A 23,748-nucleotide genomic window follows, 5' to 3' on the forward strand; every position below is an offset into this window, starting at 1 on the left:
GGGCATGACTCCAGCGGTCAGGGTTGAGAGATCAGGATTTGCCGTTTTCCAGCGGCAGCGGCTTGCCGTCGGGCAGGGATTGGCGGAGGCGTTTGGCCAGCACCACCTGTTCCATTTTTTCCAGCGAGACGCCTTTGGTTTCAGGAATATAGCGGCCGATAAACCAGTAGCTGAACAGGCAGCAGGCGGCAAAGATCCACATCGGGAAGGCGCCGTGGAAATGCGAGAACAGGTAAGGGTGGTCGTTGATCATCGGGAACGACTGCGACACCGCAAAGTTGGCGACCCACATGCAGCCGACGGCGATGCTCATCCCCTGCGCGCGCATGCGGTTCGGGAAGATTTCCGACACCAGCACCCAGGCGCCGACGCCCCAGGACAGCGCATAAAACACCATGAAGAACAGCATGCCGAACAGCGCGAAATAGCCGGTGGCCTGCGTGTAGAGCGCGTACGAGGTGAGCAGCAGGCCGGCGATGGCGCCCAGCGTGCCGTAACGCATTAGCGGAATGCGGCCCATGCGATCCATCAGCATGGCGCCGATGACCGAACCGACCAACTGCAGCACGCCGATCCAGATGGTTTGGAACAGCGCTTCCTGCGCGTTTTCGGTGACGGTTTTCAGCACCACCGGCGCGTAATACATCATCACGTTGACGCCGGTGACCTGCTGCAGCATGGCGATCATACAGCCGACGAACAGGATGAACCGCACCCGTACATCGCCGTAGTTCAGCTTCCGGTGCTGCTGCTGTTGATCCTGCTGCAGCGAGTCTTTGATTTCTTTCAGCAGATTCTGCGCATGGGCGGCGTTGGAGACCTTGGTCAACATCGCCAGCGCCTGATCGTCGCGGCCCATCATCACGTTCCAGCGCGGCGATTCAGGAATGACGAACACCAGGATGCAGAACAGAATGCAGGGGATCACGCCCGAGGCGAACATCCAGCGCCAGCCCATTTCCACCAGCCAGGCTTCACTGGCGAGGCTGGCGATTTTGAAGTTGACGTAGAAAATCACGATCTGGCCGAAGACGATGGCGAATTGCTGCATGCTGAGCGCCCGCCCGCGCATGTCTTTCGGTGACACCTCCGACATGTACATCGGCGACACGGTGGCGGCAATGCCGACCGCCAGCCCGCCGATGATGCGGTAGATGACGAACCAGGTGAAGGTCGGAGCCAATGCGGCGCCGACGGCGGACACGGTGAACAGCAGCGCTGCCAGCATCAGCGCCTTTTTACGGCCCCAGCGCGCCGCCAGCGGCCCGGCGGCGAAGGCGCCGACCACGCAGCCGATCACCACGTTGGAGACTGCCCAGCCGGTTTCGGCCGGGCTGAGATCGAAATAGGCTTTCAACGCTTCGATCGCGCCGGAGATCACGGCGGTATCGTAGCCGAATAGAATGCCGCCCAGGGCGGCGATGCCGCAAATTCGCAATATGTAGCCGGTATTGTGCTTACGCTGATATGACATGTGTTGCTCCGATTTTTATCCTGGCTTCCGTCCGCACGGTTGGGTTGTCGGGAAGAGGGCGAGCGGAAGGGTGTGAACCGTGCCTGTCATCAAGGCGATGTCGTCGATAAATGCTGGAACAAACAAGAACATTTATTTCATAATTAGTGAATAATGGAATATTGATTTTTAGATCCAGTTCAAAAAAAACCGTCGCGAGCGATTCGGGCACCTTGGGCGCTCGAGGGCGTGCGGTAACGGCGACAGGGCAGACGCAGTGCGGGTTTTCTGTAGCAAAGTCAGTGTGTATTACCCCAACTTTCTCCGCCGCAGTTGCGCTTTCCCTGGCACGGCAATGCAAGCGCCAACCCGATCGACACCGCAAAATTGCGACCTCACGCACTAAAAACAAATTTTTCAAAACAATTTATTTGAAACTTTTTTTTCAATGAAATAGAGTTTGCTGCATCCGGTCAGGATTTAGCCGGCTTGCCGACGGGGTTTGGCGAGCGGGACGATTAACGCCGCGCCGCCTGGGTGTGGCCAGGCGACAGCGGACTTGAAAAGAGGGCGTGACATGAAAACCGTGGGTAACTTTATTGACGGGCAGGTGTGCCTGAGCAGCAGCAATCAAACCGTCGACGTGCACAACCCGGCCAGCGGGCAGGTTGAGCGGCGCGTCACGCAGAGCACCGCCGCCGAAGTCAAGCAGGCCATCGACGTGGCCCACCGGGCGTTTGCCGACTGGTCGCGCACCACGCCGCTGCGCCGCGCGCGCATCATGTTCAATTTCAAGGCGCTGCTGGAACAGCACCGCGACGAGCTGGCCGAGCTTATCGTCAGCGAACACGGCAAAGTGTATTCGGATGCGCTGGGCGAACTGACGCGCGGCATGGAAGTGGTCGAATTTGCCTGCGGCATCCCGCATCTGATCAAGGGCGAATACTCGCCGGACGTCGGCGGCGGCGTCGACAGCTTCTCGCTGATGCAGCCGCTGGGCGTGGTGGCGGGCATTACCCCGTTCAACTTCCCGGCGATGGTGCCGATGTGGATGTTCCCTATCGCGTTGGCCTGCGGCAATACCTTTATCCTCAAGCCGCCGGCGCTGGTGCCTTCGGCCTCGGTGCGCCTGGCGGAGCTGCTGAAAGAAGCCGGCCTGCCGGACGGCGTGTTCAACGTGGTGCACTGCGCCAATGAAGATGCGGCGCAGCTGTGCACCGATCCGCGCATTCAGGCGGTGAGCTTCGTCGGTTCCTCCACCGTGGCGGAACATATCTATACCACCGCCAGCGCGCACGGCAAGCGGGTACAGGCCTTCGGCGCGGCGAAAAACCAGGCGATCGTCATGCCGGACGCCGATCTGGACGCCACGGTCAATGCGCTGATGGGCGGCGCGTTCGGCTCTGCCGGCGAGCGCTGCATGGCGCTGCCGATCGCCGTGGTGGTCGGTGACGACACCGCCGACAAACTGATCGCCAAACTGAAGCCGCTGATCGCGCAGCTGCGCGTCGGGCCGGGCTTGCAGCAGGGCGGCGAAGAGAATGAAATGGGGCCGCTGGTATCGTCCGCTCACCAGAAAAAGGTGCTGGGCTACATCGATCTGGGCGTGGAAGAAGGCGCCACCCTGGTGGCCGACGGCCGCAATTATCAGGTGCCGGGCTACCCTGAAGGCTACTACGTCGGCGGAACGCTGTTCGACCATGTGAAGCCGAACATGCGCATCTACCGCGAAGAGATCTTCGGGCCGGTGCTGGGCATCGTGCGGGTGCCGGACTATCGCACCGCCATCGACACGGTTAACGGCCACGAGTTTGGCAACGGCAGCGCCATCTTTACCGGCAGCGGCCACTACGCGCGCCAGTTCGTGCAGGAAGTGCAGGCCGGGATGGTCGGCGTCAACGTGCCGGTGCCGGTGCCGATGGCGTTCCACAGCTTCGGCGGCTGGAAGCGCTCGGTATTCGGCGCGCTGAACGTGCACGGCACCGACGGCGTGCGTTTCTACACGCGCATGAAGACCGCCACCGCGCGCTGGCCGGCCGGGCAGCAGACGGTGTCTGAATTCAGCATGCCGACGCTGGGTTAAGCGATCGCAGAGTATGAGCGGGCCGTTGCTCCATGGGGGCAGCGGCCTTTGCACGGGGAGTTAACAGGAGAATCGAAATGTCTTCACTGCTTGCCAAATGTCAGGCGCCGAACGCCGAGGGGCGTATCCAGCACGTGACGCCGGAAAATGCCGGTTGGGGCTATGTCGGCTTTGACGTTTACCGCCTGGCCGCCGGGCAGTCGCTGCAGCTGGAGTGCGGTGACAAGGAACTGTGTCTGGTACTGGTGGCCGGTATCGCCTCCGTCGCCACGCTGCGCGCCGAATACCCGCATATCGGCAAACGCATGAGCCCGTTCGAGCGCACGCCGCCTTACGCGGTGTACGTGCCGCACCACGATCGCATCGACGTGCGGGCAGAAACCGATCTGGAGTTGGCGGTGTGCAGCGCGCCCGGCAGCGGCCATCTGCCTTCACGCCTGATCACGCCGGCGGAAATCGGCGTGGAGCGGCGCGGCAAGGGGCGCAACCAGCGGTTGGTGCATAACATTCTGCCGGACAGCGAGCCGGCCGACAGTCTGCTGGTGGTGGAGGTTTACACCGACGAGGGCAACACCAGCTCCTACCCGAGCCACAAGCACGATCAAGAAGATTCGCCGGACGAGACCTATCTCGAAGAGACGTACTATCACCGCATTCAGCCGGAGCAAGGGTTCTGCATGCAGCGCGTCTATACCGACGATCGCACGCTCGACGAATGCATGCCGGTCTACAATCGCGACGTGGTGAAAGTGCCGCGCGGTTATCATCCGGTGGCGACCCTAGCGGGCTACGACAACTATTATCTCAACGTGATGGCCGGGCCGGTGCGGCAGTGGAAATTCACCTGGGAAAAAGACCACGCCTGGATTAACGGCGAAGGTTACCCCGCCGCGCAATAGGCGCTTGAGGCCCGGCTTGCCGGGCTTTCTCTTTATCAGGGTATAAATTTGACCTAAATTTGCCCTCTATCTTGCTCAAATGATAACCTGTCCGCACGCGATTGCTCCCTGGCTGAGTGAATCTAACGAACCGCTGTTATGCAGTGAGAATGCCGGTACACAGGAGGAAAAACTATGACAACCACCATGTCTCAAAAAGCGGCGCGCGAAGGATTAGGTTCGCCCGATCTGTTTGAAGGCGGGGTTTACGTCACAAAAAATGGTGTTGCCGAGCTGTTTGTGCAAACGGCGGCTGAGAGAGAGGCCGAAATACGGGAACGCAATCTCGAGCGCCAGTCCAACGCGTTGTTGAAACTGACTATGATGGCGAAGCAAGAGATTAAAAATCAGCGCGGTCTGTCGCCCGAAGAAACCTTGCAGCGGCTGCGTGACGCGCGGAAATAGACCCGAGGTGCAGGATGCCCCAGGAAATACGTTTTACCGTCGCGCCGGCGGCGGAATGGAGCCTGAAAGACATCGAGTCTTATAAGAGCGGAACGATAGGGGCCGTCGCAGCCGGGATGTTCGTGGACAATCTGTTGTTATCGTCCCTCGCGGCAATCGCCGACGATCCCGTCCGCTATCGCTTCAACGCCGTGCTGGCGGGCATGGGAGTGCGGTTGCACGAACGATTGGATCCCGACAGCGAATACCGCGTCATCTATGACTACGACGGCCAAACGGTGGAGATTCTGCTTTTCATCAGCATGAAGCAGGATCTGGAAAGCGCGCTCTACCGCTATTTGTTGCTGCAATAATCCCGCCGCGCCCGAGCCTGTCGGGCGCGTTCACATCCGCCTTACTCGTCCCGGGCGTTATTCAGCGCCAGCGAGACCGCCAGCGTCTGCGCCAGGCACATCGAGGCCACCTGCGAACGGAACCCGTCCACCTGCGCTTCACGCACCACGAAACAGACGTCGCTGAACGCGGCCAGCGGGCTGACCTGGCTGTCGGTGATGGCGATCTGCTGCGCGCCGCGCTTGGCGCCCAATTCCACCAGTTCCACCGCCTCGCGGGCGTACGGCGAATAGCTTATGGCGATCACCACGTCTTTCGGTTTCACCATGCTCAGCTGTTCGGTGAACATGCCGCCCAGGCCGTCGATCAGAAATGCGCGGCGCTCCAGATGGCGCAGCGCATAGGTGAGGTAGGAGGCGACGCTGAACGAGCGGCGCAGGCCGATCACGTAGATGTTTTCGGCGTTGTTGAGCAGTTCGACGGCGCGATCCAACTGCTCGGGGGCAATCTGCATCGCCAGCTGCTGCAGCGCCTGCGCATTGACCATGGTGAATACGTTGAGAATCTCCGCCGGCTTCTCCGGCGCGACGTTGTCGTCGGTAGAGGTTTGGCGGAACAGGCGCGCGCGCTCGGTATAGTTCACCGTTTCTTCCATCAGATGCTGACGGAACACCTGCTTCATTTCGTTGAAGCCGCTGAAGCCGAAGGCGTTGGCGAAACGGATCAGGGTGGAAGGCGGCACGCTGGCCTGTGCGGCGATGGAGGCAACGGTATCGAAAGCGATGCTGTTACTGTTATCCAAAATATAGCGCGCCACCTGCTTCAAACGCTTGCTCAGCGTTTCATAACGGTGGCGGATCTCGTCCTGTAACAGCGAAAGTTGAGTTGGGTTGTTCATCCATTCGGCTCGCAGTGGGGTGAAGGCGCATTGGCCTGATGCCTGAAATATTGACAGGGTATTTTAACAGACGGAGCGGAAATTTCATTTCCTCAAAAAGCGATTTATTCGATCGCACATTGCGCGACTTCACAGAAAAGGGGCAAAAAAATCCCCTTAAAGCGGCGAAATGGCCTTAAGGGGACGTGAACCTGCTGTTGCTGTCAGTGCGTGCCGCCCGCCTGCGGACGATACTGGCGCCAGAAACCGATCAGCGTCAGGTATTTTTGTTTCACCTGCTCGATCAGGGCCGCGTCGTCGATTTCCCCCTGCAGCCAGCGGCGCGAAGGTTGGCCGAAAATGGTGCGGCCGACGGCGAAACCTTTCACCCAGCGCGCATCCGCGGCGGCGGCGAAGCCCGCCTTCAGCACCGCCTCCGGGGAGTCGAGCCCCAGGATCAGCACGCCGCGGCAGAAGGGATCGTAGGTGTCGATCAGGGCACCGACCTGCCGCCAGTTTTCTGCGCTCAGCGGTGGCAGTTTCCACCAGTCGGGCTGAATGCCCAACTGGTAGAAATGCTCAATCATCTCCAGGTAATAACGTTCGTCTTTGTCGGCGTTGCTGTCCGGCAGGATCACCTCCAGCAGCAACTCGTGGCCGGATTTACAGCAGCCGCGGTAGACGTCGGCGATCAGCTCATCCTGTTCGCGGCGCAGTTCCTCCGCATCGTGCGGGTGATAAAACACCAGGCACTTCACCACGTGCTCCTGCGGCCAGTCGATCAATTGCGAACCGATATTGCCGTGCTCCAGGCGCAGCGGGCGCGAGCTGGGCAGCTCCACCGGCCGGCCGATCCACCATCCCTGGCCAGTGATCTCGTTCAGCGCCGCCTGCCCATAGGTGGTGTCGGCCAGAATGCCGCTGTTGCCGTTGAGGCCGGCCTGCGCGGCAGCCTGTTGCGCCGCGGTGAGCAGCAGGGTCTTCAGGCGCGGAATGCGTTCCTCGCCGACGCCGGCTTCGCGCGCCATGTCCGCCAGCTGCTTGCGGTGATCGAAGGCGAACACGCACAGTTCCGGCCACTGTTGCTTGCGGGTGGTGACCCGGTGCAGGTGGTTCAGGCGTGCGTCGCGGTCCGGGCGCGTGACCTGCTGTTCACGCTGCAGGTAGTCGTCCAGTTCCCGTTTGGTCGGCATCGCCGGCGCGCAGCCGTGGCGCGAAACCACCAATGCGCCGCAGGCGTTGGCGTAGCGGCAGGCCTGCTCCCAGCCCTCATCGTTCAGGTAGCCGCGCAGCAGCCCGGACATAAAGGCGTCGCCGGCCCCCAGCACGTTCAGCACTTCAACCCGCACACCGGCGTGCAGCTTCACCTGCGCCCAGTCGTCGGCGATTTCACCTTCGAACACCGAGCAGCCCTGCGCGCCGCGCTTGCACACCAGCGTGGCCGCGGTAGTCCGGCGCACGTTTTTCAGCGCCGTCAGCGTGTCGGTGCTGCCGCCGGCGATATGAAATTCCTCTTCGGTGCCGACGATCAGATCGAAATGGTGCAGCACCTCCTGCAGTTCGCGGGTCACCTGGTCTGATTCCACAAAGCGGGTTTCGCCGTCGCCCAGCGACGTCAGCCCCCACAGTACCGGGCGGTAATCGATGTCGAGCGCGGTGCGCAGGCCGTGGCGGCGCGCATACTCCAGCGCCTTCAGCACCGCGGCGCGGGTGTTCGGGTGCGACAGGTGCGTGCCGGTGATGGCCAGCGCGCGGGAGGAGGCGATGTAGGCCTCGTCGATGTCGTCCGGCGTCAGCGCCATGTCCGCGCAGTTTTCGCGGTAGAAGATCAGCGGGAAGGTTTCCTGATCCTTGATGCCGAGGATCACCAGGCCGGTTAATCGTTGCTTGTCGGTGATCAGACAGCGGGTATCGGCTCCGACGCGCTGCAGCTCTTCACGCAGAAAGCGGCCCATGTGTTCATCGCCGACGCGGGCCAGCATGCCGGATTTCAACCCCTGAATGGCGGTGCCGTAGGCCACGTTGCCGGAAGAGCCGCCGAGGTATTTGGCGAATGTGCCGGCGTCTTCCAGACGCGCGCCGATCTGCTGAGCATAGAAATCGACGGCGATGCGCCCGAGACAAATGACATCAAGCTGTTTTTGTTGTGTAGCCATACCCGTTTCCTTCTGTTAAGCAAAACTCCGGCGGCGGCCCGAGCGTGGCGCCCTGCAGGAAGCATGGGGACAGTATGGGGAATGAAAATTTCAATTTCAATATGAAATGAAATTTACACCCCAAAAATGTGATGCGTTTAAAACATCGACAGAGGCGTGGGAAAAGGCGATGAATCGGCTGCGCAAGGGCCGCCGGGGCGGAACATAAAAGGGAGGTGAGGGCAGAGGAAAAGGCTGTCAGCCCATGTGCCAACGACTTTTATCGGCCGGTGCGCGGCACGAAGCCCATGAAGGCTGAACCACGAGATGAAACGGGCTTTTCATGCAATATGCGATCTTTATCGCAAAATGAAATGTTTCTTCTGTAATGTGATTTTATGAAAAATATATTTGTTTATAATCGCTTCACGTTTCAGGTTGTCGACTTCGTGAGCAGCGCGGGCATCGCCTGCTCAAGATAATAGCTGCCGCCGCGTAACACAAACACGGGATTGTCGGCTCGGCATGAGCGCTTTCCGGGGCGGCCCTTAATCTAAAGGGTGGGTAAATGGGCAAGATCAGGTTAACCATGGCGCAGGCGCTCGTCAGATTTCTCGATAACCAGTATCTGCTGGCCGACGGCGTGGAAACCAAATTCGTCGCGGGCATTTTCGCGATTTTCGGCCACGGCAATGTGCTGGGGCTGGGGCAGGCGCTGGAACAGGATAGCGGCGATCTGCGGGTGCACCAGGGCCGCAACGAGCAGGGGATGGCCCATGCGGCGATCGGCTTCGCCAAACAGAAGCTGCGCCGGCAAATTTACGCCTGCACCTCATCGGTCGGCCCCGGCGCCGCCAATATGATCACCGCCGCGGCCACCGCCACCGCTAACCGCATTCCTTTATTGCTGCTGCCGGGCGACGTTTACGCTTCCCGCCAGCCGGACCCGGTGTTGCAGCAAATCGAACAGTCTTACGATCTCAGCATCAGCACCAACGACGCGTTCCGTGCGGTGAGCAAATACTGGGATCGCATCGTGCGCCCGGAACAGCTGATGAGCGCCTGCATCAATGCGATGCGCGTGTTGACCGATCCGGCGGAAACCGGCGCGGTGACGCTGTGTCTGCCGCAGGACGTGCAGGGTGAAGCCTACGACTACCCCGACTATTTCTTCCAAAAGCGCGTGCACCGACTCGATCGCCGCCCGGCGACCGACGGCATGTTGGCGGACGCCTTAGCGCTGCTGACGGCCAAACGCAAACCGCTGCTGGTGTGCGGTGGCGGCGTGAAGTACTCGCAGGCCGGGCGAGCGCTGCGCGAATTCGCCGAGCGCTTCGGCATTCCGTTCGCCGAGACCCAGGCCGGTAAAGGCACGGTATCGAGTGACCATGAATTCAACCTCGGCGGCATCGGCGAAACCGGCTGCCTGGCGGCCAACACGCTGGCCCGGCAGGCCGATCTGGTGATTGGCGTCGGCACCCGTTACACCGATTTCACCACCTCGTCCAAATGGCTGTTCCAACACCCGGACGTCAGCTTCCTCAATATCAACGTCAGCGCCTTCGACGCCGGCAAGCTCGACGGCGTGCAGGTGCTGGCGGACGCCCGCGAGGCCCTGAACGCACTGGGCGCGCTGCTGGCGCAGGCCGATTATCGCGCCGGCTGGGGCGACGCCATCGCCGCGGCGCGCGGTGCCCAGCGTGAAGAGACCGAGCGTGTTTACTCGGTGGAATACAGCGGCGCAGACTTTGTGCCGGAGATAGACGATCACCTCGACCGCGAGCAGGTGTTCGACGAATTTATCGCCCAGACCGGCTCGGCGATGACGCAAAGCCGGGTGCTGGGGGTGCTGAACCGCGAGCTGCCGCCGGACAGCGTGATCGTCGCCGCCGCCGGCAGCCTGCCGGGCGATCTGCAGCGGGTGTGGCACAACCGCGGCGAGCACGGTTACCACGTGGAATACGGCTACTCCTGCATGGGGTACGAGGTGAACGCCGCGCTGGGGGTCAAGCTGGCCGAGCCCCAGCGCGAGGTGTACGCGATGGTGGGCGACGGCGCCTTCATGATGCTGCATTCCGAACTGGTCACCTCGATTCAGGAAGGCTGCAAGATCAACGTGGTGCTGTTCGACAACATGACCAACGGCTGCATCAACAACCTGCAGATGGAACACGGCATGGACAGCTACACCACCGAATTCCGCTTCCGCAATCCACAGGGCGGCAAGCTCGACGGCAAACTGGTGCCGGTCGATTTCGCCATGCTGGCGGCGGCTTACGGCTGTAAAACCTATCGCGTCACCACCGAGCAGCAGCTGCTCGACGCGCTGGCCGACGCTCGCAGGCAAACCGTGTCCACGCTGCTGGACATCAAGGTGCTGCCGAAGACCATGGTGCACAAGTATCTCAGTTGGTGGCGCGTGGGCGGCGCTCAGGTGGCCGACAGCGAAAAAATCGTCGCAGTGGCGCGCAAGCTGCAGGAAAACATCGATAAGGCGCGCGATTACTGATTCGTTTTCATACATTAATCTCGAGGGTAGCGAAAATGACATTGAACATTGGGGTTATCGGCACCGGCGCCATCGGCCGCGATCATATCCGTCGCTGCAGCAAAGTGTTGCAGGGCGCCCGCGTGGTGGCGGTCAACGACATCAACCGCGACAACGCCGCCAAGGTGGTGAGCGATCTGCAGCTGGATGCGCGGGTGTATGACAACGGCCACGATCTGATCAAGGCCGCCGACGTGCAGGCGGTGTTGGTCACCTCCTGGGGACCGAGTCATGAAGAGTTCGTGCTGGCGGCCATCGCCGCCGGCAAACCGGTATTCTGCGAGAAGCCGCTGGCGGTGACCGCGCAGGGTTGCAAAAACATTGTCGACGCCGAAGCGAAGCACGGCAAACGGCTGGTGCAGGTCGGCTTCATGCGCCCCTATGATCAGGGCTATCGCGCGCTGAAACAGGTACTGACCAGCGGCCAGATCGGCGAGCCGCTGATGCTGCACTGCGCGCACCGCAACCCGACGGTCGGCGAGGCCTACACCACCGATATGGCGATCACCGACACCCTGATCCACGAAATCGACGTGCTGCGCTGGCTGCTCGACGACGACTATGTGTCGGTGCAGGTGGTGTTCCCACGCAAGAGCCCGAAGGCGTTCCCGCACCTGAAAGATCCGCAAATTGTGCTGTTTGAAACCGCCAAAGGGACGCGCATCGACGTCGAAATCTTCGTCAACTGCCAGTACGGCTACGACATTCAGTGCGAAGTGGTGGGGGAAACCGGCATCGCCAAACTGCCGGAACCGTCCTCGGTGCAGATGCGCAGCGGCGCCCGCCTGTCGACCGAAATCCTGACCGACTGGAAGGATCGCTTTATCGATGCCTATGACGTCGAGCTGCAGGGCTTCATCAACGACGTAGCTGCGGGCAAGTTGACCGGGCCTTCCGCCTGGGACGGCTACGCCGCCGCGGTAACCGCCGACGCCTGCGTGGCGGCCCAGCTCAGCGGCGAGATCGTGCCGGTGACCCTGCCGGCGCGCCCGGCGTTTTACGGTAAATAACCGCTCGCAGCGCGTAACCACGATTGCAGAGGAGTGACCATGAAGATCGCTTTTGATGTCGACGTTATCCGGGATTTGGGCGTCACCAAAATGGTTCAGCAGGTGGCGGACTGGGGCTACAAATACATCGAGCAGTCGCCGCACCCGCAGATCAACCCGTTTTACAAGCATCCGAAAGCCAGCCGCGAAATCATGGCGGAGTATAAAAACGCCCTAAAAGCGACCGGCGTGGAGATCTCCTCATTTATCGTGGTGTATCGCTGGTCCGGTCCGGGGAAGATCGCCGCCAGGCGGCGGTCAAAAACTGGCGGCGGATGATCGAAATTGCGGTGGAAATGGGCGTGCAGGTGATCAACACCGAACTGGCCGGCAATCCCAACGAACCGGAGATCTGCGAGGAGCTGTGGTATCGCTCGATGGAGGAGCTGCTGCCGATCGTTGAGCGCGAGGGTATTCGTATGGAGATCCAGTCGCACCCGTGGGACTTCTGCGAGCTGAGCAACGAAACCGCCGATCTGGTGAAGTCGCTGCGCAGCGACCACGTCAAATATCTCTACAGCGTGCCGCACACCTTCTACTACGACAAGGGGCAGGGTGACGTAGCCGGCATGCTGCAGTACGCCGGAGACGATCTGTCCCACGTGCTGATCGCCGACACCATGAATCACACCAAGCATTGCCGTTATATCGTCAACCCGCCGGGCGTTGACGCCGCGGTGCACCAGCACGTCGGCATCGGCGAAGGCGAGGTGAATTTCGACGCCCTGTTCCAGACGCTGCGCGATATGGAATTTGCCAACCGCAGCTTCAAGGTCGGCGGCGAATCGATCATCTGCACCTCGCTGTTCGGCTACCCGGAAAAGATGCCGAGCCAGGCGGTGGCGACCAGAGAACGCATCGAAAGAGAGCTGTTGGGCAAATAATCTGATTCGGCTCGCCGGCGGCGTTTGTACCGGCGGCCCTGCAAGGACCGAGGCAAACCATGAATAAAGACAACGTGAAATTGGCCATTGCGCCGATCGGCTGGACCAACGACGACATGCCCGATCTGGGCAAGGAAAACACCTTCCAGCAGTGCGTTAGTGAAATGGCGCTGGCCGGTTTCACCGGCAGTGAAGTGGGCAGCAAATACCCGCGCGATCCGGCGGTGCTGAAACCGATGCTGGATATTCGCGGCATCCAGATCTGCAACGCCTGGTTCAGCACCTTTTTCGCCGACGGCCAGAAAGACAAAACCATTGATGAATTTATCAACCACATGAATTTCCTGCATGCCATGGGCGCCAGGGTGATTGGCTGCTCCGAGCAGAGCAAGAGCATTCAGGGCACCACCAAAGGCGTGTTCGAAGAGAAGCCGTACTTCAGCGATGAAGAGTGGCAGCGCGTGGCCGACGGTTACAACGAGCTGGCGAAGATCGCCGCCGGCAATGGCATGCAGGTATGTCTGCACCACCACATGGGCACCGGCATTCAGACCACGGCCGAAATCGATCGCTACATGAGCATGGTCAACGACGACGTCTACCTGCTGTTCGATACCGGCCATGCCTACTATTCGGAAGGCAGTCAGCAGGCGATGATGGCGATCCTGGAGAAGTATCTGCCGCGCATCAACCATGTCCACCTGAAGGACGTGCGCGATGAGGTGGTGGCGGAAGTGAAGGCCAACAAGCTGAGCTTCCTCGACGGCGTGAAGAAGGGCACCTTCACCGTGCCGGGTGATGGCGTGATCGACTTCAGACCAGTGTTCAAGCTGCTGGACGAGCGCGGTTACAAAGGGTGGATGGTGGTGGAGGCCGAGCAGGATCCGGCGCTGGCCAACCCGTTCGAGTATGCGGTGAAGGCGCGCCGTTATATTCGGGAAACCGCCGGCATTTGACGTAATTTATCTTTTGGGAGGATGGTAGCCACTTTCGGTTTTCATCTTCCCAATTTTAAATAAATTTAATCTATTAAATACTACCAACTCATCTAAAAAAATTACATGGTGCATTCGGACATTATACTTCTGAGCTCCGTTGTAGGGGGCGTCTGAGCGTTAATAAAAATTGCCTAAGGCAAAAAAAAGCCACCAGGATGGTGGCTTTTCGTAGCATGAAAGCTTAGGACTTAAGTATTCCCAGTTTCGATACTATTTCATTTGAGAAGAGAACTGCTCCACTTTTCGTAAAGTGCGTTTCGTCACCATATGTTATATGATTCTTATCATCGACTATTCGACAGAGTTTTTTTCCCGGGCAAACGACATTCATTAGATCTAAAAATTCAACACGTTTAGGCAAGGATGATGCGATACTCTCATTTATTTTCAATATATCATCGCTGATATATTTTGCAGCAAAGGAATCTACATCTTCACTCTGGTTGCTCTTATTGAAGATAAAAATCCCATTTGCCTTCAAGCTCTTTCTTCCAATAACAACAACCTGAGCGTTAGATTGTGTCTCTTTTATTTTATCCAACGTCTCATTGATGTATTTAACGTTGAAATCCTTCCAGTTCATGGCAATCAAGATGAAATCAGCGGCTTTCATGTTTCTTTGGTTGAATTCATTAAATGTATCGAGAATGTTTCGTTTACACATCTCCTGAAGACCGTTTGATGATATAACCGCAAGGTTAACAGTTTTAAGATAGTTCTCTATTTCTGTCGGGTTAATATAAGGAATGCCACATTTGACGTCTACTTGTATAGACGCTATATCAAGCTTATTATTATACTTAGACTCCATAAGCGTATTGATAACATCAGCTGCCTGTGAGTCACCTATTACGACTATTTTTATCTTTTCAGAATGGGTTATATCTTTCCTTTGAAAACCATTGCTGTTAGCCCACACATATCTATCTGATGCTTTTTTATCAAATGCATAGTTTGTCTTTTGCAAATCCGCAGGTAATCGCCATATCCACCCGCTGAAAACCGCGGTAGCGGAGATAACAACCGTTAATGCAAGAGTAAATACATATTTTACGACTAGCTTGTTCTTGCTTTCATTTTTCCATGCGGTTCGATAGCGCTGCTCTACGTAGTAATACATAAGCAGAGCGATGAAATAGCTAATAGGAATGGATATTAACCCACCAATTAAGTTTTTTTCTCCTAAAACAAAGGTCACCATAACAATAGTTGGCCAGTGAGTTAAATATAAAGAATAGCTTATCTCACCTATATGGATGATCGGCTTTCGCTCTAACCATGTTGCTATATTAGAGTTTTCACCAAAAATTAGCATTAAACCGGTACACACCGTTGGTATTAATGCATAATAACCAGGGAATACTATTTTCTCATCCAAATGTACTATGAAAAAGATGATGGCGGCTAAGCTCAATGCGTAAATAATGTTGCTTAATGCCTTGCTATCTTTTATTTTTTTTAGTTTAATTACATAAAATAAGCCGCCAATTGATAACTCCCAAAGACGAAATGGAGTCAACAGGTATGCTGCGGTTAGGTTCCTGTTTACTGCATACAGGGAAGACAAGAAGAAAATAATGGTAAATAAAGTTATGGTAATTTTAGCCGGGATTTTTCTGGACATGGTTACCATAAGTACCAATGGCCATATAAAATAAAACTGACTTTCTACAGATAAAGACCATGTGTGCAATAACGGCTTGGTAATTGGAAATGCATCAAAATAGCCGCCAGTTAAATAAAAATATAGGTTGGATATGAAAAATAACGATGATATGGATGCTCTGGCGTTATTCTTAAACTCTATAGGCTGAAGAATAAAATACCCTGCAATAAAGGTCAGTATAACTATTGCCAGAAGTGCAGGTAGTAATCTAAATGCTCTTTTTACCAAAAAGTCAAAAAGACTAAGTTTATTCTTTTCTATGTCTCTAATTAAAATGCCACTTATCAAATAACCACTGATAACAAAAAAGATATCAACGCCTATAAATCCGCCACTAAATCCTGGGATTCCGAAGTGAAAACCTAAAACAGAAATAACGGCTATCGCTCTAAGAGCTGTTATGTCATCTCTCATTTTGACAGGGTTTAGTGCCATTTTGACTCCATGTTTATCCGCATCATAATAGTAAAACTTATTTATATAGACTAAAGTAGGTGTTAAGTCTCTTTCATTTACATCGTCATTTCATTTATCAAAATTTCAGTTGGATTAAAATAGATAAAAATACTTTGCCAAGTATAACATAATGGTTGAGCTAACGACTATAAGCTTACTCTCAAAATGCATGCTCATAAACGACGACGGCTGGCGTGTCGCCAGGTATCCGCATAGGATGGGAGAGGCTTCTTTATCTCTAACACATTGATTATGCAGCTATGGTGTGGCGGGGGCTTTATACCAGCATCAAAAAGCCGTTATAACACCATTAACAGTACGCCTTCTTTATCTAAATGCTAGGAAATTTCTTAAATCCATTAAAGGAAGAGGTTTGCAGAACATATCGATATCGTTGAAAGTAGAACGTGCGATACAAATACTAATAGTACCTATCATGAGAGTAACGGCGCGCCTCCGTACAACGAAGATGCTTGGGTTGTAGTTTGTAAGGGATAACGGAGACCATCAGGTATTAGGAGAAGCCGAGGTAACAAGTGAATGTATTTCAGCTGTTGCCCTTATTACTGGCAAAGACTGCTTACTGGGCTGCTGGATTTCATGGTATGCGGCCTGGCGAACCCGATTACAACGGGAAATTTAAATAGACTATAAGCGCCTTAATTTTAAAAATTGGCGGACAGCTGCCCGCCAGATCAAGAAGTTACAAATCACTATCCTTTATATCTCTATCTGTGCACGGCGAAAACGCGCCATATGGTAGGCATCGACCAGCACGCCGTCGCGAATGGCGAAAGCGCGGCTGGTGCCTTCAATCTCAAAACCGAACTTGCGATACAGCGCGATGGCCGCCGGGTTGTCGGTAAACACCGTCAGTTCGATGCGCTCGATGGCCGCCCAGTTGTCGCACAGGTCGATCATCGCTTGCATCAGGCGGCTGCCGACGCCTTTACCGTGGTAGCGCGGATCGACGCCGATGCCGAAGGTGGCCACGTGGCGGCGGCGAACGCGCTGATTCAGCATCACGGCTAACTGACCGACAAGCTGCCCGTCAACGAAGGCCGCCAGGTTATGCGTGCCCGGTTCGGGGTTGGCGAGACGTTTCTGCCAGGACTCGACGGACGGTAGCGGGAGCTGCAGCGTATCGCGGTAGACGGGCGTCTGAGAATAAAGATGATGCAGAGCCTGCGCATCCGATGTTTCCACGTGGCGTATCACGATCTCGCTCATCTCGCTGATCCTTTTGCTTACCGGTTGAATAACCTCTGAATTTATCCGTTTACTGCCTTGAGTCAATATTATTTCAACGGGTCAAAAAAAACGCTTTACAGGTGCGAATGATAATGATTATTATTGCGATGCGTTCCGGGGAGGGCATCAATCCTTGATACTCTCGCTGCGAAGGCACGACATTGCTCACATTGCTTCCAGTGTTTACTTAGCCAGCTCGGGTGCTGGCTTTTTTTTTGCCCTTTTTCAGCCGGTTCCGCTTTCAACAAATCCGCTGCCCATCCGCTGTTTCATTCCATCGAAATTTTTGAACAGAGGCATGAGTTTTTTACGCTTTCTTATTCTGCTGGCAGGACTAGACTGTAAAAAAACATTGAGGAGAGTTGAAAATGATTTATGTACGTAAAGCGGAAGACCGCGGCCACGCCAATCATGGCTGGCTGGATAGCTGGCACACCTTCTCATTTGCCGATTACTACGATCCGAACTTTATGGGGTTCTCGGCGCTGCGAGTGATCAACGAAGATGTGATCGACGCAGGGCAGGGTTTCGGTACTCACCCGCATAAAGACATGGAAATCCTGACCTACGTGCTGAGTGGCACGGTGGAACACCAGGACAGCATGGGCAACAAGGAGCAGATCCAGGCCGGCGAATTCCAGATCATGAGCGCGGGCACCGGGGTGCGTCATTCTGAGTACAACGCTAATCAGGATCGCCCGTTGCACCTGTACCAGATTTGGATCATCCCGGATCAGGTCGGGCTGGAGCCACGCTATGAGCAGCGCATGTTCGACGCGCCGCAGGGCCGTCAGCTGGTGCTGTCGCCGGATGCGCGTGACGGCTCGCTGAAGGTGTTCCAGGATATGACGCTGTCGCGTTGGGCGCTGAATAAGGGCGAGCAGGGGGAATGCCCGATTGCCGCCGGCCGTCGCGTTTGGATCCAGGTGGTGCGCGGCAAGGTCTCGGTCAACGGCCAGACCGCCGGTATCAGCGACGCGTTCGCGGTGTGGGATGAATCGGCGCTGACGATCCAGGCCGACGAAGAGAGCGAAATCCTGCTGTTCGATCTGCCGCCGGTGTGATTAAGCGGTAAATTTCAAGGGCTCACGATGTGAGCCCTTGAGGTTAATGACACGTCTGACGATGTTGCCTGACTTGACGCCGCCAGCATATAAAAACAAGGAAAATCAATTTATTGATTTTCGGCTAATCATCACAAAGGGGGAAAAACCACGCTTTTTCCCCCTTTGTCAGCGTATGAAGGGCTCACGGTGTGAGCCCTTTTTGCGTTGGCCGTCGCATAACCGACAATATCGGCCCGCCGTTTTTTTTGCTAAAATGACTGCCCATTCACGGTTAGTCAGTTCATTGAAAATGAAGAAAAAACGGCCGGTACTCCAGGATGTGGCAGACAAGGTGGGCGTGACCAAGATGACGGTGAGCCGTTATCTGCGCAATCCCGACCAGGTTTCCGCCGCCCTGCAGCAAAAAATCGCCGTCGCGCTGGATGAGCTGGGCTACATCCCCAACCGCGCGCCGGATATCCTCTCCAACGCCACCAGCCGGGCGATTGGCGTGCTGTTGCCGTCGCTGACCAACCAGGTGTTCGCCGAAGTGCTGCGCGGCATCGAAAGCGTGACCGACGCGCACAACTACCAGACCATGCTGGCGCACTATGGCTACCTGCCGGAACGTGAAGAAGAGCGTCTGACCTCGCTGCTGTCTTACAATATCGACGGCCTGATCCTGTCCGAGCGCCACCATACGCCGCGTACCCTGAAGATGATCGAGGTGGCGGGCATTCCGGTGGTGGAGCTGATGGACTGCGTCTCGCCGTGCATCGATCTGGCGGTGGGCTTCAACAACTTCGAGGCGGCGCGCCAGATGACCCAGCAGATCATCGCGCACGGCCATCGTCACGTGGTCTATTTCGGCGCTCGTCAGGATGAGCGTACCATCATCAAGCAGCAGGGGTATGAGCAGGCGATGCGTGAATCCGGCCTGGAGCCGTACAGCATCATGACCGCGCGTTCTTCCTCTTATTCCGCCGGCGGCGAGCTGTTGCGCCAGGCGCAGCGTGACTACCCGCAGATCGACAGTATCTTCTGCACCAACGATGACCTGGCGATCGGCGCGGCCTTCGAATGCCAGCGGCAAGGGCTGTCGATCCCGCAGGACATGGCGATCGCCGGTTTCCACGGCCATGACATCGGCCAGGTGATGGTGCCGAAGCTGGCCAGCGTGCTGACGCCGCGCGAACGCATGGGCCAGATCGGCGCCGAGCGCTTGCTGGCCCGGCTGCGCGGCGAAACGGTGTGCCCGCGCATGGTGGACGTCGGTTTCACCGTGATCCCCGGCGGCAGCATCTGAGCCATTTTAACGTTCTGTTTTAACACTCTTTCTTTTTACAGCGCGCCCTGAGGCGCGCTGGTTACCCCGCCTGTAAGCCCGCCGCTCGTTGCCGGCATAAGTTTGATCTCTGTCCCAGAACGCGAATTTTAGCCGGTTACCCGGTTCCGGCGCTCATGTTGTTACCGGTATCATGATACCGGTAACAACGAGTGCGCGGTCATCTTGCTGCAAGACTGAACCTCTGACTCAACAACACCTACAGCTCTTCTTAAACACCGGGAAAGAGCCTAAAAATAAAACAACCGCACGCTTTACGCCTATTGTAAAGAGAGTCGCGATAAAAGGTTGGAGAAAAACTATGCCATTAGTGATTGTTGCAGGCGGCGTAGCGCTGCTGCTGCTGCTGATGATCCGCTTCAAGCTGAACGGCTTTATCTCTCTGGTTCTGGTTGCTTTGGCGGTCGGGATCGCGCAGGGTATGCCAGTCGATAAGGTCATCGGCTCCATCAAGGCCGGCGTGGGCGGCACGTTGGGCAGCCTGGCGCTGATCATGGGCTTCGGCGCCATGCTCGGCAAACTGCTGGCGGACTGCGGCGGCGCACAGCGCATCGCCACCACGCTGATCGACAAGTTCGGCAGAAAACACATTCAATGGGCGGTGGTGCTGACCGGCTTCACCGTCGGCTTCGCGCTGTTCTACGAAGTGGGCTTCGTGCTGCTGCTGCCGCTGGTGTTCACCATCGCCGCCTCCGCGCGTATCCCGCTGCTGTACGTCGGCGTGCCGATGGCCGCCGCGCTGTCGGTGACCCACGGCTTCCTGCCGCCGCACCCAGGCCCGACCGCCATCGCCACCATCTTCCATGCCGACATGGGTAAAACCCTGCTGTACGGCACGCTGCTGGCGATCCCGACGGTGATCCTGGCCGGCCCGGTCTACGCCCGCTTCCTGAAAGGCATTGACAAGCCGGTGCCGGAAGGCCTGTACAACCCGAAAACCTTTACCGACGCGGAGATGCCAAGCTTTGGCGTCAGCGTCGCCACGTCGCTGGTGCCGGTGATCCTGATGGCGCTGCGCGCGGTCGCTGAAATGGTGCTGCCGAAGGGCCACAGCCTGCTGCGCTTCGCCGAGTTCTTCGGTGACCCGGTGATGGCCACCCTGATCGCCGTGCTGATCGCCATCTTCACCTTCGGCCTGAACCGTGGCCGTACCATGGATGAAGTGATGGGCACCATCACCGACTCGATTAAAATCATCGCCATGATGCTGTTGATCATTGGCGGCGGCGGCGCCTTCAAGCAGGTGCTGGTGGACAGCGGCGTTGAGAAGTACATCGCCGGCCTGATGGAAGGCAGCAACGTTTCGCCGATCCTGATGGCCTGGTCGATCGCCGCTGCGCTGCGTCTGGCGCTGGGTTCCGCCACCGTGGCGGCGATCACCGCCGGCGGCATCGTGGCGCCGCTGATCGCCACCACCGGCGTCAGCCCTGAGCTGATGGTGATTGCGGTCGGTTCCGGCAGCGTCATCTTCTCGCACGTCAACGATCCGGGCTTCTGGCTGTTCAAGGAGTACTTCAACCTGAGCATCATGGAAACCATCAAATCCTGGTCGGTGTTGGAAACCATTATCTCGGTGTGCGGCCTGGTGGGCTGTCTGCTGCTGGCGACGGTCGTATAATCTTTATCCGGCGCCCTGCGGGGCGTCGGCGTTCCAGAGTATCTTTATCAGTTGGGACGCATTTGGCGCGCTCGCGCCAGTTCCCATAAGGGCATGACACAATGAGTAATCCGCAGAATCACGTATTTGTTTTGATGGGCGTTTCCGGCAGCGGCAAATCCGCCGTGGCCAGCGCTGTCGCTCACCAGGCCAACGCCGCCATGCTGGATGGTGACTACCTGCACCCGCGCGCCAACATCATCAAAATGTCCTCCGGGCATGCGTTGGACGACAACGATCGCGCGCCGTGGCTGGCGGCTCTGAACGACGCCATCTTCGCCATGCAGCGCACCAACGACGTGTCGCTGCTGGTGTGCTCGGCGCTGAAGAAAAGCTATCGCGATCGCCTGCGCGACGGCAATCTCAACCTGCATTTCCTGTATCTGAAAGGCGACCAGTCGGTGATCGAGGAGCGTCTGAAGCAACGCAAGGGCCACTTCTTCAAGCCGCAGATGTTGATTTCCCAGTTCGCCACGCTGGAAGAGCCGGGCGAGCAGGAGCCGGATGTGCAAGCGATCGACATCAACCAGCCGCTGGACGGCGTGGTCGCCGATACGCTCGCCTATATTCGCCGCGTTACCGCCCGCTAAGCGCGGACCGTTGTCGGCGCCGCCAGGCGCCTACAGCTTCATGTAAGCCCGCACGCCGTCCAGGAACATCTGGGTCGACAGCATCACCAGAATCAGCCCCATCAACCGCTCCAGCGCGCTGACGCCTTTGCTGCCCAGCAGGCGCAGGAACAGGTTCGACATCAGCAAAATGGCCGCAGAGAGGCCCCAGGCGATCAGCAGCGCCGCCACCAGATGGGGCAGCTGATGCGGATACTGGTGCGACAGCAGCATCAATGCAGCCAAAATCGACGGCCCGGCCACCAGCGGGATCGCCAGCGGCACCAGGAACGGCTCCTCGCCGGCGGACAGCCCGGAGCTGTTTCCTTCCTGAGAGGGGAAAATCATCTTGATGGCGATCAGAAACAGGATGATGCCGCCGGAAATGGAGACGGTTTCGGTGCGCAGGTTGAGGAACGCCAGAATTTTCTCGCCGGCGAACAGGAAGATCAGCATCAGCAGCAGGGCGATCAGCAGCTCGCGGATCAGCACCACCCGGCGGCGGCGCGGCTCCAGATGCTTGAGCACCGACATGAAAATCGGCAGATTGCCCAGCGGATCCATAATTAAAAACAGCAATACCGTAGCGGAAATCATCTCTGTCATGGTGACCTCGTGATCGGGAAAACGCCTCGGCCTTTACGGCCGCGTCCTTGCCTATAAGAAGGATTGCTGAGAAATCCCCAGCCATCGAATAAATTCACTTTGCGCCCGCGCCGACATTTTGTAAGGTGAGGAGATATTGCACACAACTCGTTATCACCTAATAAGCCCTTATCCGGGCGGGACACAGATATTATGAAAAACGTTGGTTTCATCGGTTGGCGCGGAATGGTCGGCTCGGTTCTCATGCAACGCATGACGGAAGAGCGCGATTTCGACGCCATTCGCCCGGTCTTTTTCTCCACCTCGCAGCACGGTTCCGCCGCGCCGGCCTTTGGCGGCCAGCAGGGCACGCTGCAGGATGCGTATGACATCGACGCGCTGAGCGCGCTCGATATCATTATTACCTGTCAGGGCGGCGATTATACCAACGAAGTCTATCCTAAGCTGCGCGCCAGCGGTTGGCAGGGTTACTGGATCGACGCGGCCTCGTCGCTGCGCATGCAGGACGACGCCATCATCATCCTGGATCCGGTCAACCACGCGGTGATCCAGCAGGGCCTGGACAAAGGCATCAAAACCTTCGTCGGCGGCAACTGCACCGTCAGCCTGATGCTGATGTCGCTCGGCGGCCTGTTCGCCAACGATCTGGTGGAGTGGGCGTCGGTCGCCACCTACCAGGCGGCCTCCGGCGGCGGCGCGCGCCACATGCGCGAACTGCTGACCCAAATGGGCATGCTGCACGCCGACGTGGCGAAAGAGCTGCAGAACCCGGCCTCCGCCATTCTGGATATCGAACGCAAGGTGACCGAGGCCACCCGCAGCGGCAAACTGCCGACCGATAACTTCGGCGTGCCGCTGGCCGGCAGCCTGATCCCGTGGATCGACAAGCAGCTCGACAACGGCCAGAGCCGCGAAGAGTGGAAAGGCCAGGCGGAAACCAACAAGATCCTGAACACCGCCAGCGTGATCCCGGTCGACGGTCTGTGCGTGCGCGTCGGCGCGCTGCGCTGCCACAGCCAGGCGTTCACGCTGAAGCTGAAAAAAGACGTGTCGCTGCCGGAAATCGAGCAGATGCTGGCGACGCACAACGACTGGGTGCGCGTGATCCCGAACGACCGCGAACTGACCATGCGCGAACTGACGCCGGCGGCGGTGACCGGTACGCTGAATACGCCGGTCGGCCGTCTGCGCAAGCTGAATATGGGGCCGGAGTACCTGTCGGCGTTCACCGTGGGCGACCAACTGCTGTGGGGCGCGGCCGAGCCGCTGCGCCGCATGCTGCGCATCCTGCTGTAAACCCGCACTTCCAGGGGGCTGGCTGCTTTCAGCCCCCTAATGCCTTATTTTCCGCTTTTTTGTTCGCCGCGCACCGCGTCGGGCAGCGTCATCGCCAGCCTCGTTTCAATGGGC

Annotated in this window: 18 protein-coding genes and 1 pseudogene; 13 read left to right on the forward strand and 6 right to left on the reverse strand. The window is 57.6% G+C overall.

Features of this window, described 5'->3' with window-relative positions; genetic code table 11:
* Positions 1–31: 31 nt before the first annotated feature.
* Positions 32–1,474, reverse strand: coding sequence for a sugar porter family MFS transporter (locus ACMGF7_RS09065; RefSeq protein ID WP_049240490.1), 1,443 nt, complete (start codon positions 1,472–1,474; stop codon positions 32–34).
* 556 nt (positions 1,475–2,030) lie between these two features.
* Between ACMGF7_RS09065 and ACMGF7_RS09070 the strand changes: the two genes are divergently transcribed.
* From ACMGF7_RS09070 to ACMGF7_RS09085, 4 genes are all read left to right on the forward strand, one after another.
* Positions 2,031–3,536 carry a CoA-acylating methylmalonate-semialdehyde dehydrogenase gene (locus tag ACMGF7_RS09070; RefSeq protein WP_021505174.1) on the forward strand — a complete coding sequence of 502 codons (1,506 nt, stop codon included), beginning with the start codon at positions 2,031–2,033 and terminating at the stop codon, positions 3,534–3,536.
* Positions 3,537–3,613: 77 nt separating this feature from the next.
* On the forward strand, positions 3,614–4,435 hold the full coding sequence (gene iolB / locus ACMGF7_RS09075) for a 5-deoxy-glucuronate isomerase (RefSeq protein WP_044030037.1): 822 nt from the start codon (positions 3,614–3,616) through the stop codon (positions 4,433–4,435).
* 174 nt (positions 4,436–4,609) lie between these two features.
* The gene (locus ACMGF7_RS09080) at positions 4,610–4,879 is read left to right on the forward strand and encodes a hypothetical protein (RefSeq protein WP_004930864.1); all 270 of its coding nucleotides are present in this window, start codon (positions 4,610–4,612) and stop codon (positions 4,877–4,879) included.
* Between the two features lie 14 nt (positions 4,880–4,893).
* Positions 4,894–5,232, forward strand: a complete 339-nt coding sequence (locus tag ACMGF7_RS09085) for a type II toxin-antitoxin system RelE/ParE family toxin (protein ID WP_015379333.1) — start codon at positions 4,894–4,896, stop codon at positions 5,230–5,232.
* 41 nt (positions 5,233–5,273) lie between these two features.
* Here ACMGF7_RS09085 and ACMGF7_RS09090 read toward each other — a convergent pair whose 3' ends face one another.
* Both ACMGF7_RS09090 and ACMGF7_RS09095 read right to left on the reverse strand, forming a co-directional pair.
* The gene (locus ACMGF7_RS09090) at positions 5,274–6,110 is read right to left on the reverse strand and encodes a MurR/RpiR family transcriptional regulator (protein WP_004930856.1); all 837 of its coding nucleotides are present in this window, start codon (positions 6,108–6,110) and stop codon (positions 5,274–5,276) included.
* 203 nt (positions 6,111–6,313) lie between these two features.
* On the reverse strand, positions 6,314–8,245 hold the full coding sequence (locus tag ACMGF7_RS09095) for a bifunctional 5-dehydro-2-deoxygluconokinase/5-dehydro-2-deoxyphosphogluconate aldolase (protein ID WP_015379332.1): 1,932 nt from the start codon (positions 8,243–8,245) through the stop codon (positions 6,314–6,316).
* 547 nt (positions 8,246–8,792) lie between these two features.
* On the opposite strand from ACMGF7_RS09095, the gene iolD reads away from it, so the two are divergent.
* The 4 genes and pseudogenes from iolD (at position 8,793) to iolE (ending at position 13,661) form a co-directional block, all read left to right on the forward strand.
* Positions 8,793–10,733, forward strand: coding sequence for a 3D-(3,5/4)-trihydroxycyclohexane-1,2-dione acylhydrolase (decyclizing) (gene iolD, locus ACMGF7_RS09100; RefSeq protein WP_015379331.1), 1,941 nt, complete (start codon positions 8,793–8,795; stop codon positions 10,731–10,733).
* 35 nt (positions 10,734–10,768) lie between these two features.
* Positions 10,769–11,782 carry a Gfo/Idh/MocA family protein gene (locus ACMGF7_RS09105; protein ID WP_004930848.1) on the forward strand — a complete coding sequence of 338 codons (1,014 nt, stop codon included), beginning with the start codon at positions 10,769–10,771 and terminating at the stop codon, positions 11,780–11,782.
* Positions 11,783–11,821: 39 nt separating this feature from the next.
* Positions 11,822–12,705 (forward strand): annotated as a pseudogene (locus ACMGF7_RS09110) (sugar phosphate isomerase/epimerase family protein).
* A 59-nt stretch (positions 12,706–12,764) separates the two neighbouring features.
* The gene (gene iolE / locus ACMGF7_RS09115) at positions 12,765–13,661 is read left to right on the forward strand and encodes a myo-inosose-2 dehydratase (protein WP_004930840.1); all 897 of its coding nucleotides are present in this window, start codon (positions 12,765–12,767) and stop codon (positions 13,659–13,661) included.
* 223 nt (positions 13,662–13,884) lie between these two features.
* Here the strand turns inward: iolE and ACMGF7_RS09120 are convergent, their stop codons facing one another.
* Positions 13,885–15,804, reverse strand: coding sequence for an acyltransferase family protein (locus ACMGF7_RS09120; RefSeq protein WP_049240498.1), 1,920 nt, complete (start codon positions 15,802–15,804; stop codon positions 13,885–13,887).
* Positions 15,805–16,545: 741 nt separating this feature from the next.
* Positions 16,546–17,055 (reverse strand): GNAT family N-acetyltransferase, encoded by a 510-nt coding sequence (locus ACMGF7_RS09125; RefSeq protein ID WP_049240499.1) that lies wholly within the window; start codon positions 17,053–17,055, stop codon positions 16,546–16,548.
* A 389-nt stretch (positions 17,056–17,444) separates the two neighbouring features.
* Here ACMGF7_RS09125 and ACMGF7_RS09130 point away from each other — a divergent pair, with 389 nt between their 5' ends.
* The 4 genes from ACMGF7_RS09130 (at position 17,445) to gntK (ending at position 21,714) form a co-directional block, all read left to right on the forward strand.
* Positions 17,445–18,140, forward strand: a complete 696-nt coding sequence (locus tag ACMGF7_RS09130) for a pirin family protein (RefSeq protein WP_004930835.1) — start codon at positions 17,445–17,447, stop codon at positions 18,138–18,140.
* A 292-nt stretch (positions 18,141–18,432) separates the two neighbouring features.
* A complete protein-coding gene (gntR, locus tag ACMGF7_RS09135; RefSeq protein WP_004930833.1) occupies positions 18,433–19,428 on the forward strand; it encodes a gluconate operon transcriptional repressor GntR in 996 nt (331 codons plus the stop codon).
* 340 nt (positions 19,429–19,768) lie between these two features.
* The gene (gene gntT / locus ACMGF7_RS09140; RefSeq protein WP_004930830.1) at positions 19,769–21,085 is read left to right on the forward strand and encodes a gluconate transporter; all 1,317 of its coding nucleotides are present in this window, start codon (positions 19,769–19,771) and stop codon (positions 21,083–21,085) included.
* Positions 21,086–21,186: 101 nt separating this feature from the next.
* Positions 21,187–21,714, forward strand: coding sequence for a gluconokinase (gene gntK / locus ACMGF7_RS09145; protein ID WP_015379326.1), 528 nt, complete (start codon positions 21,187–21,189; stop codon positions 21,712–21,714).
* Positions 21,715–21,744: 30 nt separating this feature from the next.
* On the opposite strand, the gene ACMGF7_RS09150 is transcribed toward gntK, so the two are convergent.
* Positions 21,745–22,338 carry a YhgN family NAAT transporter gene (locus ACMGF7_RS09150; protein WP_025159894.1) on the reverse strand — a complete coding sequence of 198 codons (594 nt, stop codon included), beginning with the start codon at positions 22,336–22,338 and terminating at the stop codon, positions 21,745–21,747.
* 192 nt (positions 22,339–22,530) lie between these two features.
* Here ACMGF7_RS09150 and asd point away from each other — a divergent pair, with 192 nt between their 5' ends.
* Complete coding sequence (asd, locus tag ACMGF7_RS09155; protein WP_004930820.1) at positions 22,531–23,634, forward strand: aspartate-semialdehyde dehydrogenase; 1,104 nt, start codon at positions 22,531–22,533, stop codon at positions 23,632–23,634.
* Positions 23,635–23,748: the final 114 nt, after the last annotated feature.

Origin of the sequence: Serratia sp. BNK-17 (genome assembly GCF_048684935.1) — a bacterium.
Lineage (GTDB): Bacteria > Pseudomonadota > Gammaproteobacteria > Enterobacterales > Enterobacteriaceae > Serratia > Serratia nematodiphila.